Origin of the sequence: Gulosibacter massiliensis (assembly GCF_900626105.1) — a bacterium.
Lineage (GTDB): Bacteria > Actinomycetota > Actinomycetes > Actinomycetales > Microbacteriaceae > Gulosibacter > Gulosibacter sediminis.
In genome coordinates this window covers 913,997-936,689 of sequence record NZ_UYZX01000001.1, presented here as the reverse complement: position 1 = coordinate 936,689, position 22,693 = coordinate 913,997, and the positions used below count along the sequence as shown (strand labels likewise).

At 66.9% G+C, this 22,693-nt stretch carries 25 protein-coding genes and 1 tRNA gene; 16 read left to right on the top strand and 10 right to left on the bottom strand.

Translation table 11 applies throughout. The annotated features are described in order from the left end of the window. Positions 1–4: 4 nt before the first annotated feature. Genes EJL01_RS04535 through rlmB form a run of 4 tightly spaced genes read left to right on the top strand, consistent with a single transcriptional unit; the run spans position 5 to position 4,098 of the window. Complete coding sequence (locus EJL01_RS04535; protein ID WP_125106441.1) at positions 5–487, top strand: CarD family transcriptional regulator; 483 nt, start codon at positions 5–7, stop codon at positions 485–487. 16 nt (positions 488–503) lie between these two features. Then, positions 504–1,718 (top strand): 2-C-methyl-D-erythritol 4-phosphate cytidylyltransferase, encoded by a 1,215-nt coding sequence (gene ispD, locus EJL01_RS04530; RefSeq protein ID WP_125107403.1) that lies wholly within the window; start codon positions 504–506, stop codon positions 1,716–1,718. 5 nt (positions 1,719–1,723) lie between these two features. Beyond that, on the top strand, positions 1,724–3,130 hold the full coding sequence (cysS, locus tag EJL01_RS04525; RefSeq protein ID WP_125106440.1) for a cysteine--tRNA ligase: 1,407 nt from the start codon (positions 1,724–1,726) through the stop codon (positions 3,128–3,130). After that, positions 3,127–4,098: a 23S rRNA (guanosine(2251)-2'-O)-methyltransferase RlmB gene (rlmB, locus tag EJL01_RS04520; protein WP_125106439.1), complete on the top strand. Its 972-nt coding sequence runs from the start codon at positions 3,127–3,129 to the stop codon at positions 4,096–4,098. The genes cysS and rlmB overlap by 4 nt, the downstream gene beginning before the upstream one ends. Here rlmB and EJL01_RS04515 read toward each other — a convergent pair. Then, on the bottom strand, positions 4,095–5,093 hold the full coding sequence (locus tag EJL01_RS04515; protein WP_125106438.1) for an ABC transporter ATP-binding protein: 999 nt from the start codon (positions 5,091–5,093) through the stop codon (positions 4,095–4,097). The two genes, rlmB and EJL01_RS04515, sit on opposite strands and share 4 nt — an antisense overlap. Positions 5,094–5,177: 84 nt before the next feature. On the opposite strand from EJL01_RS04515, the gene EJL01_RS04510 reads away from it, so the two are divergent. The 3 genes from EJL01_RS04510 (at position 5,178) to EJL01_RS04500 (ending at position 6,654) form a co-directional block, all read left to right on the top strand. Next, entirely contained in the window at positions 5,178–5,930 is a 753-nt protein-coding gene (locus tag EJL01_RS04510) for an SDR family NAD(P)-dependent oxidoreductase (protein WP_125106437.1), read from the top strand. 45 nt (positions 5,931–5,975) lie between these two features. Then, positions 5,976–6,051 (top strand) — tRNA-Thr (locus EJL01_RS04505). Between the two features lie 57 nt (positions 6,052–6,108). Next, complete coding sequence (locus EJL01_RS04500) at positions 6,109–6,654, top strand: YceI family protein (RefSeq protein WP_125106436.1); 546 nt, start codon at positions 6,109–6,111, stop codon at positions 6,652–6,654. Here EJL01_RS04500 and msrB read toward each other — a convergent pair. Next, positions 6,644–7,048, bottom strand: a complete 405-nt coding sequence (msrB, locus tag EJL01_RS04495) for a peptide-methionine (R)-S-oxide reductase MsrB (protein WP_125106435.1) — start codon at positions 7,046–7,048, stop codon at positions 6,644–6,646. The genes EJL01_RS04500 and msrB overlap by 11 nt on opposite strands. 112 nt (positions 7,049–7,160) lie before the next feature. Here msrB and EJL01_RS04490 point away from each other — a divergent pair, with 112 nt between their 5' ends. The 4 genes from EJL01_RS04490 to groL all read left to right on the top strand — a co-directional run bounded on the left by EJL01_RS04490 (position 7,161) and on the right by groL (position 10,064). Next, complete coding sequence (locus tag EJL01_RS04490) at positions 7,161–7,448, top strand: DUF3263 domain-containing protein (protein ID WP_125106434.1); 288 nt, start codon at positions 7,161–7,163, stop codon at positions 7,446–7,448. Between the two features lie 29 nt (positions 7,449–7,477). Further along, positions 7,478–8,053 (top strand): LytR C-terminal domain-containing protein, encoded by a 576-nt coding sequence (locus EJL01_RS04485; protein ID WP_125106433.1) that lies wholly within the window; start codon positions 7,478–7,480, stop codon positions 8,051–8,053. Between the two features lie 68 nt (positions 8,054–8,121). Next, the gene (locus EJL01_RS04480; protein WP_125106432.1) at positions 8,122–8,334 is read left to right on the top strand and encodes a cold-shock protein; all 213 of its coding nucleotides are present in this window, start codon (positions 8,122–8,124) and stop codon (positions 8,332–8,334) included. 110 nt (positions 8,335–8,444) lie between these two features. After that, the gene (gene groL / locus EJL01_RS04475) at positions 8,445–10,064 is read left to right on the top strand and encodes a chaperonin GroEL (protein WP_125106431.1); all 1,620 of its coding nucleotides are present in this window, start codon (positions 8,445–8,447) and stop codon (positions 10,062–10,064) included. Positions 10,065–10,128: 64 nt separating this feature from the next. Here the strand turns inward: groL and EJL01_RS04470 are convergent, their stop codons facing one another. From EJL01_RS04470 to EJL01_RS04460, 3 genes are all read right to left on the bottom strand, one after another. Next, entirely contained in the window at positions 10,129–10,419 is a 291-nt protein-coding gene (locus EJL01_RS04470; RefSeq protein ID WP_125106430.1) for a WXG100 family type VII secretion target, read from the bottom strand. 92 nt (positions 10,420–10,511) lie between these two features. Further along, positions 10,512–12,263 carry a sensor histidine kinase gene (locus EJL01_RS04465; RefSeq protein WP_125106429.1) on the bottom strand — a complete coding sequence of 584 codons (1,752 nt, stop codon included), beginning with the start codon at positions 12,261–12,263 and terminating at the stop codon, positions 10,512–10,514. Positions 12,264–12,268: 5 nt separating this feature from the next. Beyond that, the gene (locus EJL01_RS04460) at positions 12,269–12,970 is read right to left on the bottom strand and encodes a response regulator transcription factor (RefSeq protein WP_125106428.1); all 702 of its coding nucleotides are present in this window, start codon (positions 12,968–12,970) and stop codon (positions 12,269–12,271) included. 80 nt (positions 12,971–13,050) lie between these two features. Between EJL01_RS04460 and EJL01_RS04455 the strand changes: the two genes are divergently transcribed. Beyond that, entirely contained in the window at positions 13,051–13,860 is an 810-nt protein-coding gene (locus EJL01_RS04455; RefSeq protein ID WP_125106427.1) for a class I SAM-dependent methyltransferase, read from the top strand. Between the two features lie 11 nt (positions 13,861–13,871). On the opposite strand, the gene EJL01_RS04450 is transcribed toward EJL01_RS04455, so the two are convergent. The 4 genes from EJL01_RS04450 to EJL01_RS12940 form a co-directional block, all read right to left on the bottom strand. Beyond that, complete coding sequence (locus tag EJL01_RS04450; RefSeq protein ID WP_125106426.1) at positions 13,872–14,870, bottom strand: LLM class flavin-dependent oxidoreductase; 999 nt, start codon at positions 14,868–14,870, stop codon at positions 13,872–13,874. 7 nt (positions 14,871–14,877) lie between these two features. Beyond that, on the bottom strand, positions 14,878–16,521 hold the full coding sequence (locus EJL01_RS04445; protein ID WP_125106425.1) for a DNA repair helicase XPB: 1,644 nt from the start codon (positions 16,519–16,521) through the stop codon (positions 14,878–14,880). Positions 16,522–16,532: 11 nt separating this feature from the next. Next, positions 16,533–18,140 carry a helicase-associated domain-containing protein gene (locus tag EJL01_RS04440; protein ID WP_164509716.1) on the bottom strand — a complete coding sequence of 536 codons (1,608 nt, stop codon included), beginning with the start codon at positions 18,138–18,140 and terminating at the stop codon, positions 16,533–16,535. A gap of 68 nt (positions 18,141–18,208) precedes the next feature. After that, positions 18,209–18,469 carry a hypothetical protein gene (locus EJL01_RS12940; RefSeq protein WP_164509715.1) on the bottom strand — a complete coding sequence of 87 codons (261 nt, stop codon included), beginning with the start codon at positions 18,467–18,469 and terminating at the stop codon, positions 18,209–18,211. Positions 18,470–18,559: 90 nt separating this feature from the next. Here EJL01_RS12940 and EJL01_RS04435 point away from each other — a divergent pair, with 90 nt between their 5' ends. Both EJL01_RS04435 and EJL01_RS04430 read left to right on the top strand, forming a co-directional pair. Beyond that, entirely contained in the window at positions 18,560–18,943 is a 384-nt protein-coding gene (locus EJL01_RS04435; RefSeq protein WP_125106423.1) for a cold-shock protein, read from the top strand. Further along, on the top strand, positions 18,936–19,412 hold the full coding sequence (locus EJL01_RS04430; protein WP_235988276.1) for a DUF3027 domain-containing protein: 477 nt from the start codon (positions 18,936–18,938) through the stop codon (positions 19,410–19,412). The genes EJL01_RS04435 and EJL01_RS04430 overlap by 8 nt, the downstream gene beginning before the upstream one ends. Here the strand turns inward: EJL01_RS04430 and serC are convergent, their stop codons facing one another. Next, positions 19,413–20,522 (bottom strand): phosphoserine transaminase, encoded by a 1,110-nt coding sequence (gene serC, locus EJL01_RS04425; protein WP_125106421.1) that lies wholly within the window; start codon positions 20,520–20,522, stop codon positions 19,413–19,415. It abuts the gene before it with no gap. 99 nt (positions 20,523–20,621) lie between these two features. Here serC and EJL01_RS04420 point away from each other — a divergent pair, with 99 nt between their 5' ends. Both EJL01_RS04420 and EJL01_RS04415 read left to right on the top strand, forming a co-directional pair. After that, positions 20,622–21,311: a metal-dependent transcriptional regulator gene (locus tag EJL01_RS04420; RefSeq protein WP_125107402.1), complete on the top strand. Its 690-nt coding sequence runs from the start codon at positions 20,622–20,624 to the stop codon at positions 21,309–21,311. Positions 21,312–21,537: 226 nt separating this feature from the next. Then, complete coding sequence (locus tag EJL01_RS04415; protein WP_125106420.1) at positions 21,538–22,563, top strand: C40 family peptidase; 1,026 nt, start codon at positions 21,538–21,540, stop codon at positions 22,561–22,563. Positions 22,564–22,693: the final 130 nt, after the last annotated feature.

Genomic DNA, 22,693 nt, shown 5'->3' with positions numbered 1-22,693 from the left:
ATCTATGAATCTTGAGGTCGGCGAGACCGTCGTTTACCCGCACCACGGCGCGGCAACGATCGAAGAAGTCAAGACTCGCATCATCAAGGGTGAAGAGCGGACCTACCTGAAGCTCAACGTTTCGCAGGGCGACCTGACGATCGAGGTGCCGGCTGAGAACGCCGAACTTGTCGGCGTGCGCGACGTTATCGATGAGCGTGGCCTCCAGGAGGTCTTCGACGTCCTCCAGGCGCCGATCACCGAGGAGCCCACGAACTGGTCGCGACGCTACAAGTCGAACCAGGAGAAGCTCGCGTCGGGTGACGTGCTCAAGGTGTCGGAGGTCGTGCGCGACCTGTGGCGCCGCGACCAGGACAAGGGCCTGTCGGCCGGCGAGAAGCGCATGCTCGCGAAGGCGCGACAGGTGCTCGTGAGCGAGCTCGCGCTCGCCGAAGAAATTGACGAGGGTGCCGCAAACGAGCACCTCGACAAGGTGCTCGCGGCCTAGTTCCGCGGTGACAACTATGCACCTGGGGGTGCCCTGTACCGGCGTCGTAATTGTGGCGGCGGGCAGTGGCACCCGCCTTGGTTTTGGGGTGCCGAAGGCCTTCGTGGAGCTCGCCGGTGAGCCCATGCTCGCGCACACGGTTCGCGCCCTCGACGCGCTCCCCGGCCGCGTGGCCGTCGCGATTGCCACCCCGCCGGCAGATGCCGAGCGCGGTGGTTACGCCCAGGGGCTGCTCGTGGGGCTCGCCGAGCGAATCGGCAGCGACCGACTCGTCAGCGCCGCCGTCGTTGAAGGTGGCGCGACGCGCTACGACTCGGTGCAGGCGGCCATCGCGCAGCTGCCTGACGACTGCGACGTCATTCTTGTGCACGACGCGGCCCGTGCCTTGACGCCCGGCGAACTGCACGAGCGCGTCGCTGGTGCGGTGCGGGCCACCGGCCACGGCGCCGTGCCCGGCCTGCCGGTCGTCGACACGATCAAACGCATCGATGGCGCCGGACTCGTGCTCGAGACCGTTGATCGCGCACCGCTGCGCGCGATGCAGACGCCGCAGGGTTTTCCCGCGGATGCGCTGCGTCGCGCCTACGAGCGGGGGAGCGTCGCCGACACCGACGACGCGGCAACATTTGCCGCCGCGGGCGGCCGGGTCGAGATCATTCCCGGTCACGAGGACGCCTTCAAGATCACGACGCCGCACGACCTGGCGCGGGCCGAACGCGAACTCGCGCGCCGAGCGGGTGTCGCGGTCGAACTGCGCGTTGGCGTCGGCACCGACATTCATGCCTTCGACGACCATTCGCCATGTTGGCTCGCCGGGCTGCATTTCCCGGGGGAGCCTGGCCTCTCCGGCCACAGCGACGGCGACGCGGCGAGTCACGCGCTCGTCGATGCACTGCTCGGCGCTGCTCGCCTCGGCGACATCGGCAGCACCTTCGGCACCGACGACCCGCGCTTCGCGAACGCGCACGGCGAGGTCTTCCTGCGCGCGACCCGTGAGCTGCTCGAGTCGGCCGGGTGGCGCATCCGCAACGCGAGCGTGCAGGTCATCTGCCGCCGTCCCCGGTTCGGCCGCCGCGCCGAGGAGGCCTCGGCGTTCCTCAGTGAGGTGCTTGGTGCACCGATTTCGGTGAGCGCGACGACGAGCGACGGGCTTGGATTCATGGCCCGCACGACCGACGGCGGCGTGTTCGCGATCGCCACGGCGCTGCTCGACAACGAGAACCTAAGATAGAGGGCGTGACTCAGCGCCTTTACGACACTCGACTGCAATCGCTCGTCGACTTTGCTCCGCTCCGCCCGGGCGAGGTATCGCTGTACGTCTGCGGCCCGACGGTGCAGTCGGGACCCCATCTCGGGCACCTGCGCTCGGCGCTCATCTATGACCAGATTCGCCGTTGGTTCACGCACGAAGGGTACCGCGTGACCCTCGTGCGTAACGTGACCGACATCGACGACAAGACGCTCGCGAACGCGACGCCGGAGGAACCCTGGTGGGCATTGGCGTACCGCGTCGAGCGCGAGTTCGGCGAAGTCTATGGCGCGCTGCGCATCCTGCCGCCGACGTACGAACCCCGCGCGACGGGGGTAATTCCTGAAATACAGGAGCTCATCTCCCGCCTCATCGAGCGGGGCCACGCCTACGCCGTGAACGACGGCTCGGGCGACGTCTACTTCGACACCGCGAGCTGGCCGGCCTACGGCGAACTCACGCATCAGCGGCCGGCCGACATGGTCGACGCCGCGGACGGCCCCGCGCGCGCGAAGCGCAATGCGACCGACTTCGCGCTCTGGAAGGGGCGCAAGGCCGACGAGCCCGCCTCTGCGGCGTGGGCGTCGCCCTGGGGCGAGGGGCGCCCGGGCTGGCACATCGAATGCTCGGCGATGTCGACGAAGTATCTCGGCCCCGCCTTCGACATTCACGGCGGCGGCCGCGACCTGCGCTTCCCTCACCACGAAAACGAACTCGCGCAGTCGAAGGCCGCGGGCGACGACTTCGCGCAGTACTGGCTGCACAACGGTCTCGTCTCGCTCGGCGGCACGAAGATGTCGAAGTCGGTCGGCAACACCATCTCGGCGACCGAGCTGGTGCACACGCGCCGGCCCATCGTCGTGCGGTACCTGCTCGGCACCGGCCACTATCGCTCGACGATCGAGGCGGGTGACAGCGCCTACGACGAGGCGGAGGCCGCGTTCTCGCGCATCGAGAACTTCCTCGAGCGTGCGACGCGCCTCGTTGGGGAGGTGGACGCGGCGGCCGAGCTCCCGGAGGCATTCGAGGCGCACTTGCGCGACGACTTCTCGGTGCCGCAGGCGCTTGCCGTCATCTTCGACACCGTCTCCGAGGGCAACAACGGGGTCTCGGCGGGGGACACCGAGGGAGTGAGGGCGTCGGTGGCGCTCGTGCGCGGGATGCTCGACATCCTCGGCCTCGATCCGCTCGCCGACGAATGGGCGCAGGACAACGCGGGTGCGTCGCTTGAGCCCGTGCTTGACAAGCTCGTCGGCGAACTACTCGAACAGCGCACCGCGGCGCGCACAGCCAAAGACTGGGCCGCCGCCGACCGGATCCGCGACGGACTCGCCGCGGCCGGCATCACGATTGAAGACAGCCCGCAAGGACCACACTGGAGCGTGAACGAATGACTAAGTCACAGAAGAAGGGCCCCGCGAAGGGCACCGGCGGCCTCGGCCGCAAGGCCCTCGAGGGTAAGGGTCCAACGCCGCGGGCGGAGGACCGTCACTGGGCGAAGGACCGCCGGCGCAAGCAGGCCGCCGACGCGAAGAACCGCCAGGCGCGCCCGCAGCAGCGGCAGCGCCGTGCGTCGTCGAGCGGACAAAATGACGCTGAGATGGTGACCGGTCGCAACGCGGCCGTCGAGGCACTGCGCGCCGAGATTCCTGCCACGACTTTGTACGTCGCGCAGAACATCGAGGTGGATGACCGTATTAAGGAGATCATTCAGCTCGCGGCGAAGCGACAGATTCCCATGCTCGAGGTGACCCGCCAAGAGCTCGACCGGATGGTGCCGTTCGACGCCGTGCACCAGGGCGTCGCGCTCAAGGTTCCGCCGTACGAGTACTCCGACCCGGTCGAGCTCACCGAGCGCGTGATCTCGCGCGGCGATGTGCCGCTGTTCGTGGCGCTGGACGGCATCACCGACCCCCGGAACCTCGGTGCAATCATCCGTTCGGTCGCCGCATTCGGCGGTCACGGTGTCATCGTTCCCCAGCGACGGGCCGCAGGTATGACCGCGACCGCGTGGCGCACCTCGGCGGGCGCGGCCGCGCGCCTGCCGGTCGCGCTCGCGAGCAACCTCACGAACACGATCAAGTCGCTCAAGCAGCAGGGCGTTTTCGTCATCGGCCTCGATGGCGACGGTGACGTCGAGCTTCCCGGACTCGACCTCGCGACCTCGCCGCTGCTCGTCGTCGTCGGTTCGGAGGGCAAAGGAATTTCGCGCCTTGTCGCCGAGCAGTGCGACGCGATCGTGTCGATTCCGATCGACGCGGCAACCGAGTCGCTCAACGCGGGCATCGCCGCGTCCGTCACCTGCTACGAGATTTCGAAGCTGCGCGCGGCCGCCGCCGAGGCGAAGGAAGCATTGCTCTAGTTGAGGCGAGTGCCGTCGTCGAGGCGGAACCGGTGCAAGCGCTGCCGGTTCGCCTCGAGGCGTACCTCATCACCGATCTGCGGGTGGTCGCGGCCGTCAACGCGCGCGACGAGTTGGATCTCTTCACCCGCGATCTCGCCGGAGCAGAACAGGTAGCCGTCGGAGCCAAGCTCCTCGACGAGCGTGACGCGCGCCGGGATTCCGCCCTCGTTCGTGAGACGGAGATCCTCGGCGCGGATGCCGACGCGTTCACCGTTTTCGGTCCAGAGGTTCATCGCCGGTGTGCCGATGAAGCTCGCGACGAACTCGTTTACGGGGCGGTCGTAGAGCTCCTGCGGCGTGCCGAGCTGCTGCAGCTTGCCCTCGTTGAGCACCGCGATGCGCGTGCCCATGGTCATCGCCTCGGTCTGGTCGTGCGTCACGTACACCGTCGTGGTGCCGAGCCGGCGCTGCAGCGAGGCGATCTGCGCTCGCGTTTGCACTCGCAGCTTCGCGTCGAGGTTCGAGAGCGGCTCATCCATGAGGAAGACCTGGGGCTCGCGCACGATGGCGCGTCCCATCGCCACGCGCTGGCGCTGGCCGCCCGAGAGCTCCGAGGGTCGGCGGTGCAGCAGGGGCTCGAGGTCGAGCAGCTTGGCCGCCTCGCGCACCTTCTCGTTGCGCTCGGCCTTCGAGACGCCGCGCGTCTTGAGGCCGAAGCCCATGTTCTGCTCGACCGTGAGGTGCGGGTAGAGCGCGTAGTTCTGGAAAACCATCGCGATGTCGCGATCCTTCGGCGCGACGTTTGTCACCTCGTCGTCGCCGATGAGAATGCGGCCGTCGTCGACCGGGTCGAGACCCGCGAGCATCCGGAGCGTCGTCGTCTTGCCACAGCCCGAGGGACCCACCAACACCAAGAACTCGCCGTCGGCAATCTCGATGCTGAGATCGTCAACGGCGTTTCGGGTGGCGCCGGGGAAGCGGCGCGAGACACTCGCGAAGGTAACTGCGGCCATACCGAGCAATCGTAGTCGGGTGTCGTTCAGCGCGCGGTGCCACGATGAGCAGACCTCCCATCGAGAACAAAAGGGGTCATATTCATGTCATTTGCAGGTCGCGTCGCATTGGTCACCGGAGCCGGCTCAGGCATCGGCGAAGCCATCGCGAAGGAGCTCGCCGCGCAGGGCGTCAAGGTCGTCGTTTCCGACATCAACGAGGACGGCGCGAACCGCGTCGTTGAGGAGATCACCGGCGCCGGGGGAACCGCCGCTGCCTTCGTCGCGAACACCGCGGTGAAGGAAGACAGCGAGAAGTCGGTCGCGTTCGCGATCGAGACCTACGGCAAACTCAACTACGCCGTGAACAACGCGGGCATCGGCGGCGCGAATGCCCCCGCCGGTCAGGTCGACCTCGACGACTGGGACCGCGTCATCGACATCAACCTCAACGGCGTGCTCTACGGCATGCGCTTCCAGATCCCCGCCATGCTCGAGGCCGGCGCCGCCGAGAGCGCCATCGTCAACATGGCCTCGATTCACGGGACCGTCGCGGCCCTCGGCAACGGCGCTTACACCGCCGCGAAGCACGGCGTTGTCGGGCTCACGAAGAACGCCGCCGCCGAGTACGGCGCGCAGGGCCTGCGCATCAACTCGGTCGGCCCTGCCTACATCAACACGCCCCTGCTCAAGCAGATGCCCGACGAGATGTACAACGCGCTCGCCGCCAAGCACCCGCTCGGTCGCCTCGGTGAGCCCGAGGAGGTCGCCAAGGTGGTGCGCTTCCTGCTCAGCGAGGACGCCTCGTTCGTGACCGGTGGCTACTACCTCATTGACGGCGGCTACACGGCCATCTAGCTCGTTACCGCAGCATCCCATCACCCCGTAGTATGGGATGCTGTTGCCGCCTTAGCTCAGCTGGTAGAGCATCTGTCTTGTAAACAGAAGGTCATCGGTTCGAACCCGATAGGCGGCTCCACGACTTCGCAGGGTTAAGGTGAGTCGCTACCACCGCACCCAGTAAAGGAGCCAGCACATGGCAATTGATCCGCAGCTTGCCGGTACTTGGCAGATCGACAACGCCCACTCCCGCGTCGGGTTCTCGACCCGCCACGCCATGGTGTCGCGCGTTCGCGGCGCGTTCAACAACGTGCAGGGCCAGGCCAGCATCAACGCCGAGAACCTTGGCGAGTCGAGCGTGCAGGTCACGATCGAGGCCGCGAGCATTGACACTCGCCAGCCGGAGCGCGACGATCACCTGCGCAGCCCTGACTTCCTCAACGTCGGCGAGTTCCCGCAGATCACGTTCGTCTCGAGCTCGATTGACGAGATCGGCGACAATCAGTTCATCATCACGGGCGACCTGACGATCCGCGGCATTACCCGTCAGACGTCGATCCCGCTCGAGCTCATGGGCGTCGAGCACGACCCGATGGGCGCAACGCGCGCGGGCCTCGAAGGCTCGCGACGCATTGACCGCCGCGACTGGGACGTCCGCTGGAACACCCCGCTCGACTCGGGCGGCGTGCTCGTCAGCGACAAGATCACGCTCGAGTTCGAGCTCTCGCTCGTTAAGCAGTAGCGGGCACGAACTCCAGGCTGACCGAGTTCATGCAGAACCGGTCGCCCGTGGGGGTGCCGTAACCGTCGGGGAACACGTGCCCGAGGTGCGAACCGCACTTCGCGCAGCGAACCTCGACGCGGCGCATGCCGAGCGTGTTGTCTTCGAGATACTCCACGGCGCCCTCACGCAGCGGCTCCCAGAAGCTGGGCCAGCCGCACCCCGCGTCGAACTTCGTCGTCGCGTTGAAGAGCTCGTTGCCGCAGGCGCGACACGTGTAGGTACCCGGACGTTCCTCGTTGAGCAGCGCACCGGTGAATGCCCGCTCGGTGCCGGCCTGTCGCAGCACCTGGAATTCCTGCGGGTTGAGCACCTCGCGCCACTGTGCGTCAGTGCGTTCAACTTCGTACGACATGGGACCTCCTGGATAGGCAAGTGTACGCGCGCCGCGAGGGCAAAGCGCCCGAGCGCGCGTAGGCTCGGGGCGAGCATTCCGCTTTTAGTTCAACACCACTGAGGAGGCGAATATGCCCGAAGCCGCAGGCGCGCTGCGCCAGTCGAGCCCGCCGCCACTCCACGACGAAGACCGAGCCCTGCTCGAGTTCGAGGCGGAGCATCCTTGCCATGGACGGGCGAAAGAGGACGCGATTCGCGCCCAGTTCGGCTATTCCACGGCTCGCTATTATCAGATTCTCGGTACGCTCATTGAGTCGCCCTCGGCGCTCGTCGCGTATCCGATGCTTGTGCACCGGCTCCGGCGGATGCGCGAGGCACGTCGAGCGCACCGATTCGGCACGGTCGACGGCCGCAACTAGCCCCACCCCTGCAGGAAGATTCAGCACACGTGAAGTACCCCAAGGATCGCTTCGACGACTTCCCCCGCACGCTCAAGCGCCGCGGGGCACACCGCGCACCGCGAACCTGGGCGTCGAAGTTCATGTCGTGGATCGTGGCGATCATCGCGTTCGTGCTGCTCGTCGGCATCGGCGTCGGCGTGATGTGGGCGATTGACAACCAGGTGCAGTTCACCGCCGACATGGGCGGGCAAGAAGAGACGACGTCGCCGACCGAGTCGAGCACCGCCGAAGCGACCCCGACGCCGACCGAGACGGGCCCCACCGCGACGGTGGATGCATCGCTCAGCGTCACGGTGCTCAACGGCATCGGCACGCCCGGCCTCGCGACCGCGGGCTCGGAGGCCATGACGAGCGGCGGCTGGACCGTCGGCACGGTCGCCGACGCCGACAGCTTCGACTACCAGACTACGAGCATTGTCGTCGCGAGCGAAGACCAGCGCGGCGCGGCGCTGGGCGCGCAGGAGACGCTCGGCTTCGGCGAGATCTCGGTCGACCCGAATATCGCCGCTGAGGGCACGCTCGTCGTGATTCTTGGCGCAGACGCAGCCGACGCGCTGCTATAACGGCCTCGTTGCCCTTCCCGTCACGCGAATTTCACGTGCCGGTTGCGCTTGCCACCTAGGGTGCCGCTATGGCTACCGGCATCGTGAAATGGTTCGACGCAGAAAAGGGTTTTGGGTTCATCACCGTTGATGGTGACACCACCCCCGCACAGGAAGTTTTCGTGCACTATCGCTCGATCGACATGAATGGTTTCCGCACTCTGCAGGAGAACCAGGCGGTCGAGTTTGAGGTGACGCAGGGTGACAAGGGGCCGCAGGCCGAGCATGTGCGCTCGCTCTAGGCGGACTCTCCTTGCACTCTCAGGGTGGGAGTGCCAACATTGGTATTAGCACTCCACGACACTGAGTGCTAATCCGAAGACCACTCAGGTCCTGAAAGGACGACACATTTATGTCGAAGATGATCGCCTTTGATGAAGAGGCTCGTCGCGGTCTCGAGCGTGGCCTGAACACGCTCGCTGACACCGTCAAGGTGACCCTCGGCCCGCGCGGCCGCAACGTTGTGCTCGAGAAGAAGTGGGGCGCCCCCACCATCACGAACGATGGTGTCTCGATCGCAAAGGAAATCGAGCTTGAGGACCCGTACGAGAAGATCGGTGCGGAGCTCGTCAAGGAGGTCGCGAAGAAGACTGATGACGTCGCCGGTGACGGTACGACCACCGCAACCGTGCTCGCCCAGGCCCTCGTGAAGGAAGGCCTGCGCAATGTTGCTGCCGGCGCCGACCCCATTTCGGTCCGCCGTGGCATTGACAAGGCCGTCGCCGCCGTCGTCGAGCACCTGCTCAACTCGGCCGTCGAGGTCTCGAGCAAGGGACACATCGCCGCGACCGCGTCGATCTCGGCCGCTGACCCGCACATTGGTCAGCTCATCGCCGAGGCGATCGACAAGGTCGGCCGCGAAGGCGTCGTGACCGTCGAAGAGTCGAACACCTTCGAGACCACCCTGGAGCTCACCGAGGGTATGCGCTTCGACAAGGGCTACCTGTCGCAGTACTTCGTCACCGACACCGACCGCCAGGAAGCGGTGTTCGAAGACCCGTACATCCTCATCGTCAACAGCAAGATCTCGAACGTGAAGGACCTCCTTCCCGTCGTTGACAAAGTGATGCAGGCTGGCAAACAGCTCCTCATCATCGCCGAGGACGTCGAGGGCGAAGCACTCGCGACCCTCGTGCTCAACAAGATCCGCGGCATCTTCAAGTCGGTCGCCGTCAAGGCTCCCGGCTTCGGCGACCGTCGCAAGGCGATGCTCCAGGACATCGCGATCCTCACCGGCGGCCAGGTCATCTCGGAAGAGGTCGGCCTCAAGCTCGAGAACACGAACCTCGACATGCTCGGTCGCGCACGCAAGGTCATCATCTCGAAGGATGAGACCACCATCGTTGAGGGCGCTGGCGAAGCCGCGCAGATCGAGGGTCGCGTCGCGCAGATCAAGCAGGAGATCCAGAACACCGACTCCGACTACGACCGCGAGAAGCTTCAGGAGCGCCTCGCCAAGCTTGCCGGTGGCGTTGCCGTCATCAAGTCGGGCGCGGCCACCGAGGTCGAGCTCAAGGAGCGCAAGCACCGCATTGAGGACGCTGTCCGCAACGCGAAGGCTGCGGTTGAAGAGGGCATCGTCGCTGGTGGTGGCGTTGCGCTGACCCAGTCGGGCTCGGCCATCGACGCCCTCGACCTCGTTGCTGACGAGGCGACCGGTGCCGCGATCGTCAAGTCGAGCCTTGACGCCGCGCTCAAGCAGATCGCCCTCAACGCTGGCCTCGAGCCGGGAGTTGTGGCCGAGAAGGTCCGCGGCCTCGAGACCGGTCACGGCCTCAACGCTGCGACGGGTGAGTACGTCGACATGATCGCCGAGGGCATCCTCGACCCGGTGAAGGTGACCCGCTCGGCGCTGCAGAACGCTGCGTCGATCGCCGGCCTGTTCCTCACCACCGAGGCTGTTGTCGCCGACAAGCCGCAGCCGGCTGGCGCCGCTGCTGCTGGTGACCCCACGGGTGGCATGGACTTCTAGTCCCTGGCACCAACTGATACCGCGAAGGCGGGCGACTCCTATGAGTCGCCCGCCTTCGCCGTTGTTAGACGGTGAACAGGCGAATCACATCGTTCTCGGTGTTGCCGTAGTGGACGCCCGCCGAGGAGAGCGCCTGATTGATCTGCTCGATCGACGTCTCGACCTGGCCCTGGGTCGACTTCCATTGGTCGACGACGCTCTGGAACTGGGCCTGTGCCTGGCCCTGCCACGAGCCCTGCAGGCTCGTGAGGTGCGTTGTGAGCTGATTGGCGGCGGTGCGGACCGACTCGATGTCGGCCTGCACCGTCGAGACCGCGCTCTGAATGATTTCGCTGTCGACGGTGAACTTTGCCATGTGGGGCTCCCTTCCTGCGGCCCCACATCCTTGGTTCATGCGAGGCACGGCCCCAAAGGTAGAGCCCGGCGTTTTGCGCGCCGGGCTCTATGTCACGATTCTGTGGAGGGCTCTTCATCCACAGGTGGCGCCATGAGCAGGGGGAAGCTCAGGCGGAATGTGGCACCGCCACCGGGAGTCTCGACCACGTCGACCGTGCCCTCGTGCGTCTGTAGGATCGCCGACACGATGGCGAGGCCGAGGCCTGTGCCGCCGGTGTCGCGCGTACGCGAGGTGTCGGCGCGCCAGAATCGCTGGAAGATCTGCGCTCGGCTCTGTTCGGGGATGCCGTCGCCGTGGTCGATTATCTCGACGATGGCGCGCTCGCGGGTCACGTCGATGACGACCCCGAGCTCGATGGGCGTGCCCTCGGGAGTGTAACGCAGGGCGTTGCCGACGATGTTCTGGATGGCCTGGCGCACCTTGTCGCTGTTGCCATAGATCATGGCGGGCACGTCGTCGTCCGACGCGAACTCTTCGCCGCCCTCGAGCGGTTCGCTTGCTGTCTCGGCGGTCGCGTCGGGCTGCTCGCTCGGGCCCCCCGGCGAGGAGCGTCGTCGCAGGCGTAGAACGCGGGCCAGGCGGCCACGCGTGGTGCCCTTGACGGGTTCGGGTGCATCGGTGTCGGGCTCGGGTTCGGTGGGGGCATCCGTCTCGACCGGCAGGTCGGTGAACGCCGTCTCCTCGGGCCGGTACGGGTGATCCTCATCAGCGACGAGCACCGTCGGATGCACGCGGATGGTGCGGTCGGGCGCCTGCGCGCGGGTGTCCATCGCCGCATCCTCGACGAGCGGCTCGAGGTCGAGCACATCCTTCGCCATCTCGCGGTTCTCGTCGAGTCGCGCGAGCTGCAGCAGGTCTTCCACCAGGCCGCCCATGCGCTTTGCCTCGCCCTCGATGCGGTCCATTGCCTGGCCGACCTTGGTCGGCTCGTCGAGCGCGCCCATGCGGTAGAGCTCGGCGTAGCCGCGCACGGTGACCAGTGGCGTGCGCAGCTCGTGCGAGGCATCGCCGACAAACCGGCGCATCTGGCTGATCGTCCTATCTCGCTCATTCAGCGCCGAGTCGATCTGCCCGAGCATCGAGTTCAGCGAGCGCGAGAGCCGGCCCACCTCGGTGTTCGGGGTGGCCTCGGGCAGGCGCTGGTCGTAGTCACCGGCCGCGAAGTTCATGGCGGTTGACTCGACCTTACGCAGCGGCCGCAGTGTCGCTGAGACGAGCATGCGGGTGAGCACGGCCGCGAAGATGAGCACCGAGAGGCCGAAGCCGAAGAAGATGGCGAGGAAGCTCGCCATCGTCGCGTTGACGCTCGACATCGGCATCGCGACGATGAGTGTGCCGAACACCTGGTTCGAGTTGTATTGGTCTTCCGGAACCACCACCGCGCGCCAGGGCGCGCCGAGCCCATCCTTCAGCTCGTAGATCGCGAAGCCAGCGCCGCTATTGCTGTCGAACTTGAGCTCCATGGTCGACAGGTCGGGCGCCACTGAACGCGGCTGCCACTCCCAGTTGTCGACCATGACCTGGCCCGAGTCATCGACGACCGCGACGTAGTACGGCTGCGGCGCCGTGCGGATGTTCTCGAAACCGAACTCGCCCGTGCTCGCGTCGCCGCCGAGCACGAGCGTCGGGTCGGCGGCGATCGAACGTAGGCTCGCGTCGAGCTGCCCCACGAGCGTGGGTCGCAGCAGCAACGTGGTGCCGCTGCCCGCAATCACCAGAGAGAGGGCGAGCAGCACCACGTTGACGATCGTGAGCTGGTTTCGGAGGGAAAACTGATCCCACCGCGAGGGGCCGGAGGTCAAACGAGTTACGCCTTGACCCCGGGAACCTTGAGCATGTAGCCGAAGCCACGCTTCGTCTGAATCAGCGACTCCGACGTGTGCGCGTCGAGCTTGCGGCGCAGGTACGAGATGTAGGACTCGACGATGCCCGCGTCACCGTTGAAGTCGTACTCCCACACGTGGTCGAGGATCTGCGACTTCGACAGCACTCGGTTCGGGTTGAGCATGAGGTAGCGCAGCAGCTTGAACTCGGTGGGGGAGAGGTCCACCGGCTCGTCGTTGATGAACACCTCGTGCGTGTCCTGGTCCATCGTGAGGTCGCCGACTCGAATGACGGCCTCCTCTTCGGTGTGCATCGTGCGGCGAAGAATAGCCTTGATGCGGGCGACGATCTCGTCGAGGCTAAAGGGTTTGGTGACGTAGTCGTCGCCGCCCGAGTTGAGGCCTTCGATCTTGTCGTCGGTGTCGTCCTTGGCAGTGAGGAAGAGGATCGGCGACACGTACCCAGAGGCACGAAGGCGCTTGGTCACGGCGAAGCCGGACATGTCGGGCAGCATGACGTCGAGCACGATCAGGTCGGGCTCCTCGTCAATGACGGCCGCAATCGCGCCCGCGCCGTTGCCTACCGTGCGCACCATGAACCCTGCAAAGCGAAGGCTCGTCGAGAGCAGCTCGCGAATGTTCGGCTCGTCGTCTACCACCAGGATTTTTGGTCCAGCATCAGTCATGCAGCTATTTTGGCGCGAGCTTGCTGAATGCCGTCTGATGCGCGGTTATGCGGAAGTTATGTGTCGATATCTTGGAGCGCATGGCTCGTTATCTGCACGGACACGCACCCTCGGTGCTCGCATCGCACACCGTTCGCACCGCTGAGAATTCCTGCGGTTATCTGCTGCCACATTTGCGGGAGGGGATGCGCGTGCTCGACGTCGGCTGCGGCCCAGCGACCATCACGCTCGACCTCGCCGCGCTGGTCGGACCGAGCGGACAGGTGACGGGCCTCGAACTGTTCGAGGAGACGCTCGAGCTCGGGCGAACTGAGGCCTCGAGGCGTGGCGACGACCGCACTCGCTTCGAGGCGGCCGACGTCATGGCGCTGCCCTATGACGACGGCAGCTTCGACGTCGTGCACGCCCACCAGGTGCTCCAGCACCTCACCGATCCGGTCGCCGCGCTCCGCGAGATGTGGCGCGTGCTCGCCCCCGGAGGCGTCCTCGCCGCGCGCGACGCCGACTACGCCGAGATGTCGTGGTACCCGCAGCCGCGCGAGCTCGACCGGTGGCGCGAGCTCTACCTCGCGGTCGCGCATGCGAACGAGGCGACGCCGGATGCGGCGCGTCACCTGCGCGCGTGGGCGCGGGCCGCGGCGCTCGAGAACATCAAGCTCGGCGCCTCGACCTGGACGTACGCCGACGAGGAGACCTGCGCGTGGTGGGGCAAGCTCTGGCAGAAGCGGGCGCTCACGTCGCGCTTCACCGAGGAGGTGCTCGAGCGCGAGCTTGCGGGCCAAGATGAGCTTGAGGCCATCTCGCACGCGTGGCAGGCGTGGGGCAGTGACCCCGACGCCATGTTCATCATGACGCACGGGGAACTGCTCGCCTTCCGTCAGGCGAACTAGCCGGCCGCGACCTAGCGCTTCGGCGACCAGCCGAGCGCTGGGCCGACGCGCGTCGCGAGCTGCTCGAGCATCTGCTTCCAGTCGGCGAGCTCCATCTCGAACGGCAGCTCGAACAGGAGGTCGTCGGCCGCCTGAATCGCGGCGTCGTTCGCGACGAACTCGAGAATGTCGTCGAGCGAGCCGAGCACATCCTTCGCGATGATCGTATTGCGGCCGACGATGCCCTCGGTGCGCGGGTTGCGGCCCTCGGCGTACGCGCGGTATTTCTCGACCTGCGCATCCGTCGCCCCGTCGGTGGGCACGATGACGCGGGCGACCGTGACACGCGAGCCGCCAGCGTCGCGATAGGCGTCGATCTGGTTGCGCTGCGCTGCGGAGAAGTTGGTGACGCCGTTCTCGGACGAGGAGATGTTGCTCACGAGCCAGTTCAGGCCCGCCTCGCCCGCCCACGCGGCCGACTTCAGCGAGCCGCCGCCGTACCAGAGCCGCTCCGCGAGCCCCTCGGAGTGCGGCTCGACGCGCTCCGAGTCAAAGTCGCCGCCGAAGCCCGAGTACGCCTCGAGCTCGCGCACCGGCTCGCCGCGCAGCAACGACCGGAGCCGCTCGATGCGGCCGTAGCCGTAGTCTTCCTCGCGCCAACCGGTGTCGAAGACGAGGTCGTTCGTCGCCTCCTCGTAGCGGGGCGGGTGCACGCTGAGACCGGGCAACACGCGGCCGCCGGTGAGCACATCCGCCGTCGCGAGGTCCTCCGCGAGCCGGAACGGGTTCTCGAACTCGACCGGAATCACGGCGTTGCCGAGCCCGAGGTGCGTTGTTTCACGCGCGAGGGCGCCGAAGAGCACCGCGGGCGAGGGCACGCCGTACTGCATGTGGCGCGTGCGCAGCCAGCCCGAGTCGAGGCCGAGCTCGTCGGCGAAGCGGAACAGGTCGATCGCATCCTCGAACCCGGCGCGCGGGGCGTCGCGTGCAAAGGGGACGAGGTGGATGAATCCGAGGTGGGTGAACGCCATGATGCTCCTAGCTTGCGGTGATGTCGTCCGCGTCGAGGATGGAGTAGGAATACCCCTGCTCGGCAAGGAAACGCTGTCGGTTCTGCGCGAAGTCCTGGTCAACAGTGTCGCGCGCCACCACGGTGTAGAACGACGCGGTGACGCCCGATGACGACGGGCGCAGGAGGCGACCGAGGCGCTGGGCCTCCTCCTGTCGCGAACCGTACGAGCCTGAGATTTGTACCGCCACCGAGGCATCCGGCAGATCGACCGAGAAGTTGGCGACCTTGGATACGACGAGGATCGGCTCAGCACCTGAGCGGAAGGCGTTGAACAGCTCCTCGCGCTCGGCGACCGGTGTCTGGCCGGTCACCTTCGGTGCGTGGAGCTCCTCGGCGATCGCGTCGAGCTGGTCGAGATACTGGCCGATGATCAGGATGCGCTCGCCCGCGTGCTTTTGCACGAGCCGGCGGGCGACATCGTGCTTCACCTCGGCGCTCGCCGCGATGCGGTAGCGGTCTTCGTCGCTCGCGCCGGCGTACTCCATGCGGGCCTCGTAGGGTAGGTCGACGCGCACCTCGAAGCACTCGGCGGGCGAGATGTACCCCTGCGCCTCGATCTCTTTCCAGGGCGCGTCGAAGCGCTTCGGGCCAATGAGTGAGAACACGTCGCCCTCGCGGCCGTCCTCGCGCACGAGGGTCGCGGTAAGGCCGAGGCGGCGGCGCGCCTGCAGCTCGGCCGTGAGCTTGAACACAGGGGCCGGGAGCAGGTGTACCTCGTCGTAGACGATGAGGCCCCAATCGAGCGCGTTGAGCAGCGACAGGTGCGCGTACTGGCCCTTCCGCTTCGCGGTGAGGATCTGATAGGTGGCGATCGTGACCGGCTTGACCTCTTTCACCTCGCCCGAGTACTCGCCGATCTCGTCCTCGGTGAGTGAGGTGCGGGCGAGCAGCTCGCTGCGCCACTGGCGCGCCGAGACGGTGTTCGTCACGAGAATCAGGGTGTTCGTGTCGGCCGCCGCCATCGCGCCGGCGCCGACGATGGTCTTGCCCGCGCCGCAGGGGAGCACGACGACGCCCGAGCCACCGGTGAAGAAGTGGTCGACCGCGTCGCGCTGGTAGTCACGCAGGCTCCAGCCGTCCTCATTGAGGTCGATCTCGTGGGGCGTGCCCGGCGTGTAGCCCGCGAGGTCTTCTGCCGGCCAGCCGAGCTTGACGAGCTGCTGCTTGAGCTCGCCGCGTGCCCAGTCCTCGACCCGCATCACGCCCGGCGCGAGCTCGCCGTGCAGCAGTGGCGCGATCTTCTTGTTTGACGAGACCTGCCGCAGCACCGATTCGTCGTTGCTGCGCAGCACGAGCCCACCGTCATCGTCACGGTCGACCGTGAGGCGGCCGTAGCGGTTCACGGTCTCGCGGAGGTCGATCGCGACGGCGTCGGGCACCGGGAACTTCGCGTACCGGTTCAGCGTGCCGAGCATCTCGTCGGCGTCGTGACCGGCCGCCCGAGCGTTCCAGAGGCCGAGCCGCGTAATTCGATACGTGTGGATGTGCTCGGGGGCCCGCTCGAGTTCGGCAAACACCGCGAGTTCGTGACGAGCCGCATCCGCGTCTGGGTGCGCGACTTCGAGCAGCACCGTGCGGTCGCTTTGAACGATGAGGGGTCCGTCAGCCATAACCTGCAAGTTTAGTCGCGTTCGGCGACCCGGGTGCCCTCGACCGCGACGATCGCGCGAAGCGGAACCGTGCGCTCGACCTCGGCTTCGGTATCGCGGGCCCGCAGCCGCTGCTCGGTGACCGAAATCGGCACGAGTTCGAGCTGCGCGGTTCGATCGCCGCCGAGCGCGATCTCGAGGCGGAGCTCAGCCCGATCGCGGCGCGCCAGCTCGAGCCGCCGGCGCAGCCAGGTCGCCTCGTCGTCGCGCTCGGGTTCGCCCGCGGTGTGTTCGGCGAGGGCGGCCGCGGCGGCGCGCAGGGTCGCGCTCGGGTCCGGCCGGTATACGGGGGCCGTGACCGGGTCGACGCCGCGACGCAGTTCGCCGTCGAGATCCTCGAGCGCCGCCGGGTAGCGCGCCTCGATGAGCGTGAGCAGCGTGGTTTCGGGGCTCGCGGCCGAGGCGAGCTCAGAGTCGGCCGGGCGCAGGGCGAGCGAACTCAGCGCGGTGTCGATGCGCAGGGTATCGAGCAGCTGCGGCGACTCGGCGCGCACTCGCGAGCTGATGCGGCCCAGATCGTCAACGTGCGCACGCACGCGCACCCGGCCGAAGCGTTCGGCGCTCGACTCGAGCAGGTAGGCGACCGGCTGCGGGATGCCCGTGAGCGAGAGTCGCTCGAGCTGCCCGCGGATGCCGGCGAGCGTGTCGCCAGCGAGCAGGGCTCGCTCGATCGAGGCCTGGGTCAGCCGAAACTGGCTCGCGAGGGCGCGGTGTTCGAGGTCGGCGACCCCGCGCAAAGCGGCATCGTCGGCGGCGCTGAGCGGGCCCGGCGCGATGATGGTTTGGTCGGGCTGCACGTAGACGCCGTGCACTGGCGGCGTGAGTTCGCCGGCGAGGAGGTCTCGGGCGTCGTCCGCGCGCCCGTCGAGCACGAGCGCGCCGAGCTTCGTGAGTGAGCCGTGTGCGGCGTCGGCGAGGCCGAGCGCAACCGCCGGATGCTCGGGGTCGCGCAGCCAAGTCGCCTCGCGCACCTCGTCGAGCGAGAGTTCGGCCAGCCACGCCTGCGCGAGCGTCAGCCACCGCTGCTCGATCGGGCGAGAGGAGAATTCGCGGCCGGATGCGGTGGGCGCCCAGATCTCACCGGCGGGACCAATGAGCTCGGCGTGGGCGAGCCAGGCGTACACGGCGGAAACGACCTCGACCGGGCGCTCGAGCTCGACGGCGAGACGCCGCAGCTCGATCGCGCTAAGCCGAACGCCGGTGCGCGCGTGCTGCACGGCTCGGCGGCGCGCATCCAATTGCCAGAGCGCGTCGAGCGCAAGTTGGGCGCCCTCCTGGGCGCGGTCACTGCCGCTGGGGGCGTCGTGCGCGAGCGCGTCGGTGTAAGTGGGCACTTCGGGCAGCAGGCGCTCGAGTTCGGCTCGTGCGTGCGGCAACAGCTCGATGTGGTCGCCGCGCACCGCGAGCTGTAGCCGGGCGGCGGCCTCGAGGGCACTCTCGTGCCCGAGTCGCAGTCCGCGCAGCAGCCGCCAGTGCAGGCGGCGAAGACCGCTCGTGACATTCGCGTCGTCGCAGAGCCACTCGGCAAGGTCGATCGGGTCGGTCAGCCCGCGCGTCGGCACCCGCCGTGCGCGCAGCAAACGGACAAACCCCGACTCATCAAGCTGTCGGAGTGCAGCGAGAATTCGTAGCGAGTCGGGGACTTGAGTCACTTGTACCTGCGGTTCGCGATGATGCGCCAGACGATCACCGCGGTGACGCCGATGAGGGCGATGGGGAAGCCCCACCAGGCGACGAGCAACGCCACGGGCCAGAACCACGTCGCGTCGGTTGCGAAATCGACGCCCATCAGCGGGGCGATGAGCACGGCGAGGAGGCAGATGAATGCCACGATCGCGAGCGTCGCGGTGGCGTTGGCGAGAACGCGCTCGCCGCGACCCACCGGAGCCTGGTTCTGGGACTTGGTCACCGAACAAGCCTAAGCCACCGCGGGCGTCGGTAGAATAGGGGTTCGTTCGATTCGACGCAGCCGCGACTGCGCTGCACAAGGAGATGTGCCATGCCAACGGGCAAGGTCAAGTTTTATGACGCCGACAAGGGCTTTGGGTTCGTGCAGGGCGACGACGGACAGGAAGTCTTCCTCCACGTCACCGCGCTGCCCGCCGACGTGACGCAGTTGCGGGCCGGCACCAAGCTCGAGTACGGCATCGCGGACGGTCGTCGGGGCCCGCAGGCCCTGTCGGTGCGTGTTGTGGAGGCGCCCGCGTCGGTGACGCGCATGAAGCGCAAGTCGGCCGATGACATGGCGATCGTGGTCGAAGACCTCATCAAGGTGCTCGACCGCTCGGCCGGGCAACTGCGCCACGGCAAATACCCTGAGGGCGCGACCGGCGCCAAGATTGCGGCCATGCTGCGCCGCGTTGCGGATGACTTCGATGCCTGACGCGCTGACCCAGCTCGCGCTCGTCGCGCTAGGTGAGGTCGCACCCGCCGAGCAGATTGGCGAGCTCATTTCGATGAGCGAGCCCAACGAGGAGGGCGTACGCACGCTTCGCTTCGCTTCGGCCGTGCCCGGCCACCCGGACTGGTTTTGGACCGTCTGGACGACGCAGGTCGACGACGACGAGCCCACGGTGCTCGAGTGCGACCTGCTGCCCGGTGAGGATGCCCTGCTCGCGCCCGCGTGGATTCCGTGGGCCGAGCGTCTGGCCGAGTTCCGCGCGACGCACGACCGCAGCGGCAAGCTCGTTGACGAGGACGACGGCGAGGATCTCGATGACGAGGGCGAAGAACCCGAACCCGGGGCCGCCGACGCCGACGCCGAGTCGGAAGAGCTCCGCAGCTCGCGCGGCAAGTCCTCGGCGCGGACACAGCGCCGCACTCGGCGTCGCCGTCGCCGCCGGAGTTCCTAGCTAGAGGCGCTCGGCGACGTAATCGATCGCGGCGGCGAGGCGCTCAACATCGGAGGTCGGCACGGATGCAAACGTGCCGACTCGAAGCTGGTTGCGGCCCAGCTTGCGGTACGGGTCGATGTCGACGACGCCGTTCTCGCGCAGAATCGCGCGGAGCTGTGCGCTGTCGACCTCGGGCGCGAGGTCGAGTGTCGCGACGACCTGCGAGCGGTACTCGGGCCGCTGCACGAACGGGGTGACCCAGTCGCGCCCTTCGGCCCAGGTGTAGATGTAGTCGCTCGAGGCCTTCGTACGCGCCGACAAGGCGGGCAGTCCGCCGAACTCAAGCATCCAGCGCAGCTGCGAGTCGAGCAGCGAGAGCGTCGCGACCGCAGGCGTGTTCAGCGTCTGCTCCTTGCGCGAGTTCGCCACGGCCTGCGTCAGGCTCAACGACTCGGGGATGTACCGCCCGGATGCGCCAACGCGGTCGATGCGCTCGATCGCGGCCGGGCTCATCAGGGCGAACCAGAGGCCGCCGTCGCTGCCGAAGTTCTTCTGCGGGGCGAAGTAGTAGACGTCCCATTCGGCGGGCGAGGTTTCGGTGCCGCCGGCGGAGCTCGTCGCGTCGATCATCGTGAGTGCGCCCGGCGCATCGACCCGCTTCGGGGTGATCATCGCGCCCGTCGACGTCTCGTTGTGGGGCGTCGCATAGAGGTCGATGCCCTCGGCAGCCTCGAGCAGCGCGACCTCGCCGCCCGGCGCTTGCCGAACATCCGGCGCTTGCAGCCAAGGTGCCGCTGCCGCCTTCGCGAACTTGCCGCCGAACTCGCCGAACGATGCGACCTGTGCGCGCGTTTCGATCAGCCCGAATGCCGCCGCGTCCCAAAACGCCGTCGACCCGCCGTTACCGAGTACGACCTCGTAACCGTCGGGCAGGGCGTAGAGCTCGGCGAGCTGTGCGCGCACCGATGCCACCAACTGTTTCACCGGCGCCTGGCGGTGCGAGGTGCCGAGCACGTCGCGGCCGCGGGCCACGAGTTCGTCGAGCTGCGCTTCGCGGATCCTCGAGGGGCCCGAGCCGAAACGGCCGTCTGCGGGCAGAAGATCGACGGGGATGCGCATGTCTGTCATGACAATAAGACTACGTGCGGCGTGAGCCTGCGCATCGCATCAGGGCAGAGCCGATATATTTGAATAACGTGCCTTGCGAACAGCGGAAGGGGGTGCATGGTGTCGAACCTGGTGGACACAACGGAGATGTACCTCCGAACGATTCTTGACCTCGAAGAAGAGGACATCACGCCGCTGCGTGCCCGAATTTCGGAGCGACTGGGACACTCGGGGCCAACGGTGTCGCAGACGATTGCGCGCATGGAGCGCGATGGCCTCGTTGAAGTAGCCGCAGACCGACGACTCGTGCTCACCACGACGGGTCGGGAAAAAGCGATTCGGGTGCTGCGCAAGCACCGCATCGCCGAGTCGCTGCTGGCGAACGTGATCGGCCTCGACCTCGCCATCGTGCACGACGAGGCCTGTCGGTGGGAGCACGTCATGAGTGACGAGGCCGAGGAACGCATCTACAAGCTGCTGGGGGAGCCGACCGAGTCACCGTACGGCACGCCGATCCCTTCGGAGGTCGACTGCGGGCTGCAGCCCGACGTGGAGTTTTTTCGAGGCGTAGCCTCGCTCGACCAGGCCGAGATCTCTTCGGGCGATGTTGCCGAGGTGCGCCGCCTCGGCGAGCCACTCCAGGCCGATCTCGAGTCGATGCGGATGTTTCGGGAGCAGGGCGTGCTGCCTGGCAGCCGGGTCGTGGTCGAGTATCTCGGCGACGACATTCGTCTCTCGCCGGTGGGAGGGTCGACGAAGGTCGACGTGCCGATCCAGCTCGCTCGCCACGTCTATATCACGGCCGAGTAGACGCGCCGTTATAATTGAAAAGTGGCTCTGACCAGGGAAACGTTATCTAAAGTATCCAAATTCGGTACATTACCGTGACATTTTCGTGATCTTTCGTTACCGTTGGTGTATCGACGAACGCACTCGCGTTCACGATGTACCGAGGCACCGCGAACCCGCCCCCTCAGTACTTCTCACCTAGATCTCGGTGGGCGGGGGAGCATCCGCGGTGCGGAGGGTCGAAACTTTGCAGAACACCACCCCCACTGGCGCACTTACTCGTCGGGAAGCCCGCGAGATCGAGCGCCGCACTGGCGTCCGGCCCGTCGCGTCGACGACCGTCTCCCCGTGCCCCAGCACGTCGAACGTGTGGGACACCGGTCGCATCGATCGCAATGAAATGGCCGCGCTGCTCTCGGTGATCCCCACCGAGCTTGCTGCCGAGGCTGAGACTGCGGCCGTGTCGAGCCGTAATGGACGCGGGCTCACCGTTCGTGCCGAGCGCCCCGCCGCCCTCGTCGCCCGCGGTCGCCGCCGCACTGCCGGCGGATTCGCTGCCGCCGCATCCATCACCGCGCTCGCTGCCGTCGGTCTTACCTCGGTCGTTGGCCAGGGTGCCGTCGTGGCCGACAGCTCGAACCACGAAGCCGACCTGCTGGCCCGCGTTGGTGCCAATGAGGCCCTCAAGCAGTCCGACGGCACCGTGAAGTCGGACGACACTGAAAAGGACACCACTGCCGAATCGAGCAATCCTGCCGCTGAGTCGAGCGAGCTGACCGAGATCGAGGCGTTTGACGCCGGTTCAGTGTCGTCCGCCGCCGCGGCCACCGAGGTCGAGGAGCCCGAGGCCTCGGTCACCGAAGTGAGCGCCGAAGGCTCCAGCGAGACCGCGACCGATGACACCACGGCCGCCGCCGACTCGAGTGCCACCGCATCCGCGAGCACCTCGGGCAGCTCGGTCATGTCGATCGCCGAGCAGTACATGGGCACTCCCTATGTCTGGGGCGGCACCACGCCGTCGGGCTTCGATTGCGCAGGCTTCGTCGCCTGGGTGCTCAACGAGTCGGGCTACAGCGCTACGACCTCGATCGCGCAGCTCGCGTCGATGGGCACCGTGACGACCGATCCGCAGCCTGGCGACCTCGTGATCTACGACGGGCACATCGGCTTCTACGCCGGCCCGAACTCGATGCTGCACGCTCCGTACGCAGGCGATGTCGTCCGCTACGGCACCATTGACTGGGGCTCGCACTACTTCGTGCACCTCGGTTAAATCGGGCTCCGTGACAAATCTCGTTATCTTTTTGTGAGATTTCTGTCACATGGGCGTGACATTCCCGTGATCTTTCGTTACGCTCATTTTTGTCGACGAACACGACCGTGTTCAGGTCATACCGAGGCAC

Bases quoted from the DNA above. Each gene is read 5' to 3' on its own strand.
- EJL01_RS04500 (WP_125106436.1), top strand. From the start codon at position 6,109: ATGGCAATTGATCCGCAGCTTGCCGGTACTTGGCAGATCGACAACGCC.
- msrB (WP_125106435.1), bottom strand. From the start codon at position 7,048: ATGTCGTACGAAGTTGAACGCACTGACGCACAGTGGCGCGAGGTGCTC.
- EJL01_RS04470 (WP_125106430.1), bottom strand. From the start codon at position 10,419: ATGGCAAAGTTCACCGTCGACAGCGAAATCATTCAGAGCGCGGTCTCG.
- EJL01_RS04515 (WP_125106438.1), bottom strand. From the start codon at position 5,093: ATGGCCGCAGTTACCTTCGCGAGTGTCTCGCGCCGCTTCCCCGGCGCC.
- EJL01_RS04435 (WP_125106423.1), top strand. From the start codon at position 18,560: ATGCCAACGGGCAAGGTCAAGTTTTATGACGCCGACAAGGGCTTTGGG.
- EJL01_RS04535 (WP_125106441.1), top strand. From the start codon at position 5: ATGAATCTTGAGGTCGGCGAGACCGTCGTTTACCCGCACCACGGCGCG.
- EJL01_RS04490 (WP_125106434.1), top strand. From the start codon at position 7,161: ATGCCCGAAGCCGCAGGCGCGCTGCGCCAGTCGAGCCCGCCGCCACTC.
- EJL01_RS04430 (WP_235988276.1), top strand. From the start codon at position 18,936: ATGCCTGACGCGCTGACCCAGCTCGCGCTCGTCGCGCTAGGTGAGGTC.
- rlmB (WP_125106439.1), top strand. From the start codon at position 3,127: ATGACTAAGTCACAGAAGAAGGGCCCCGCGAAGGGCACCGGCGGCCTC.
- EJL01_RS04445 (WP_125106425.1), bottom strand. From the start codon at position 16,521: ATGGCTGACGGACCCCTCATCGTTCAAAGCGACCGCACGGTGCTGCTC.
- EJL01_RS04455 (WP_125106427.1), top strand. From the start codon at position 13,051: ATGGCTCGTTATCTGCACGGACACGCACCCTCGGTGCTCGCATCGCAC.
- EJL01_RS04480 (WP_125106432.1), top strand. From the start codon at position 8,122: ATGGCTACCGGCATCGTGAAATGGTTCGACGCAGAAAAGGGTTTTGGG.
- EJL01_RS04510 (WP_125106437.1), top strand. From the start codon at position 5,178: ATGTCATTTGCAGGTCGCGTCGCATTGGTCACCGGAGCCGGCTCAGGC.
- groL (WP_125106431.1), top strand. From the start codon at position 8,445: ATGTCGAAGATGATCGCCTTTGATGAAGAGGCTCGTCGCGGTCTCGAG.
- ispD (WP_125107403.1), top strand. From the start codon at position 504: ATGCACCTGGGGGTGCCCTGTACCGGCGTCGTAATTGTGGCGGCGGGC.
- serC (WP_125106421.1), bottom strand. From the start codon at position 20,522: ATGACAGACATGCGCATCCCCGTCGATCTTCTGCCCGCAGACGGCCGT.
- EJL01_RS04460 (WP_125106428.1), bottom strand. From the start codon at position 12,970: ATGACTGATGCTGGACCAAAAATCCTGGTGGTAGACGACGAGCCGAAC.
- EJL01_RS04450 (WP_125106426.1), bottom strand. From the start codon at position 14,870: ATGGCGTTCACCCACCTCGGATTCATCCACCTCGTCCCCTTTGCACGC.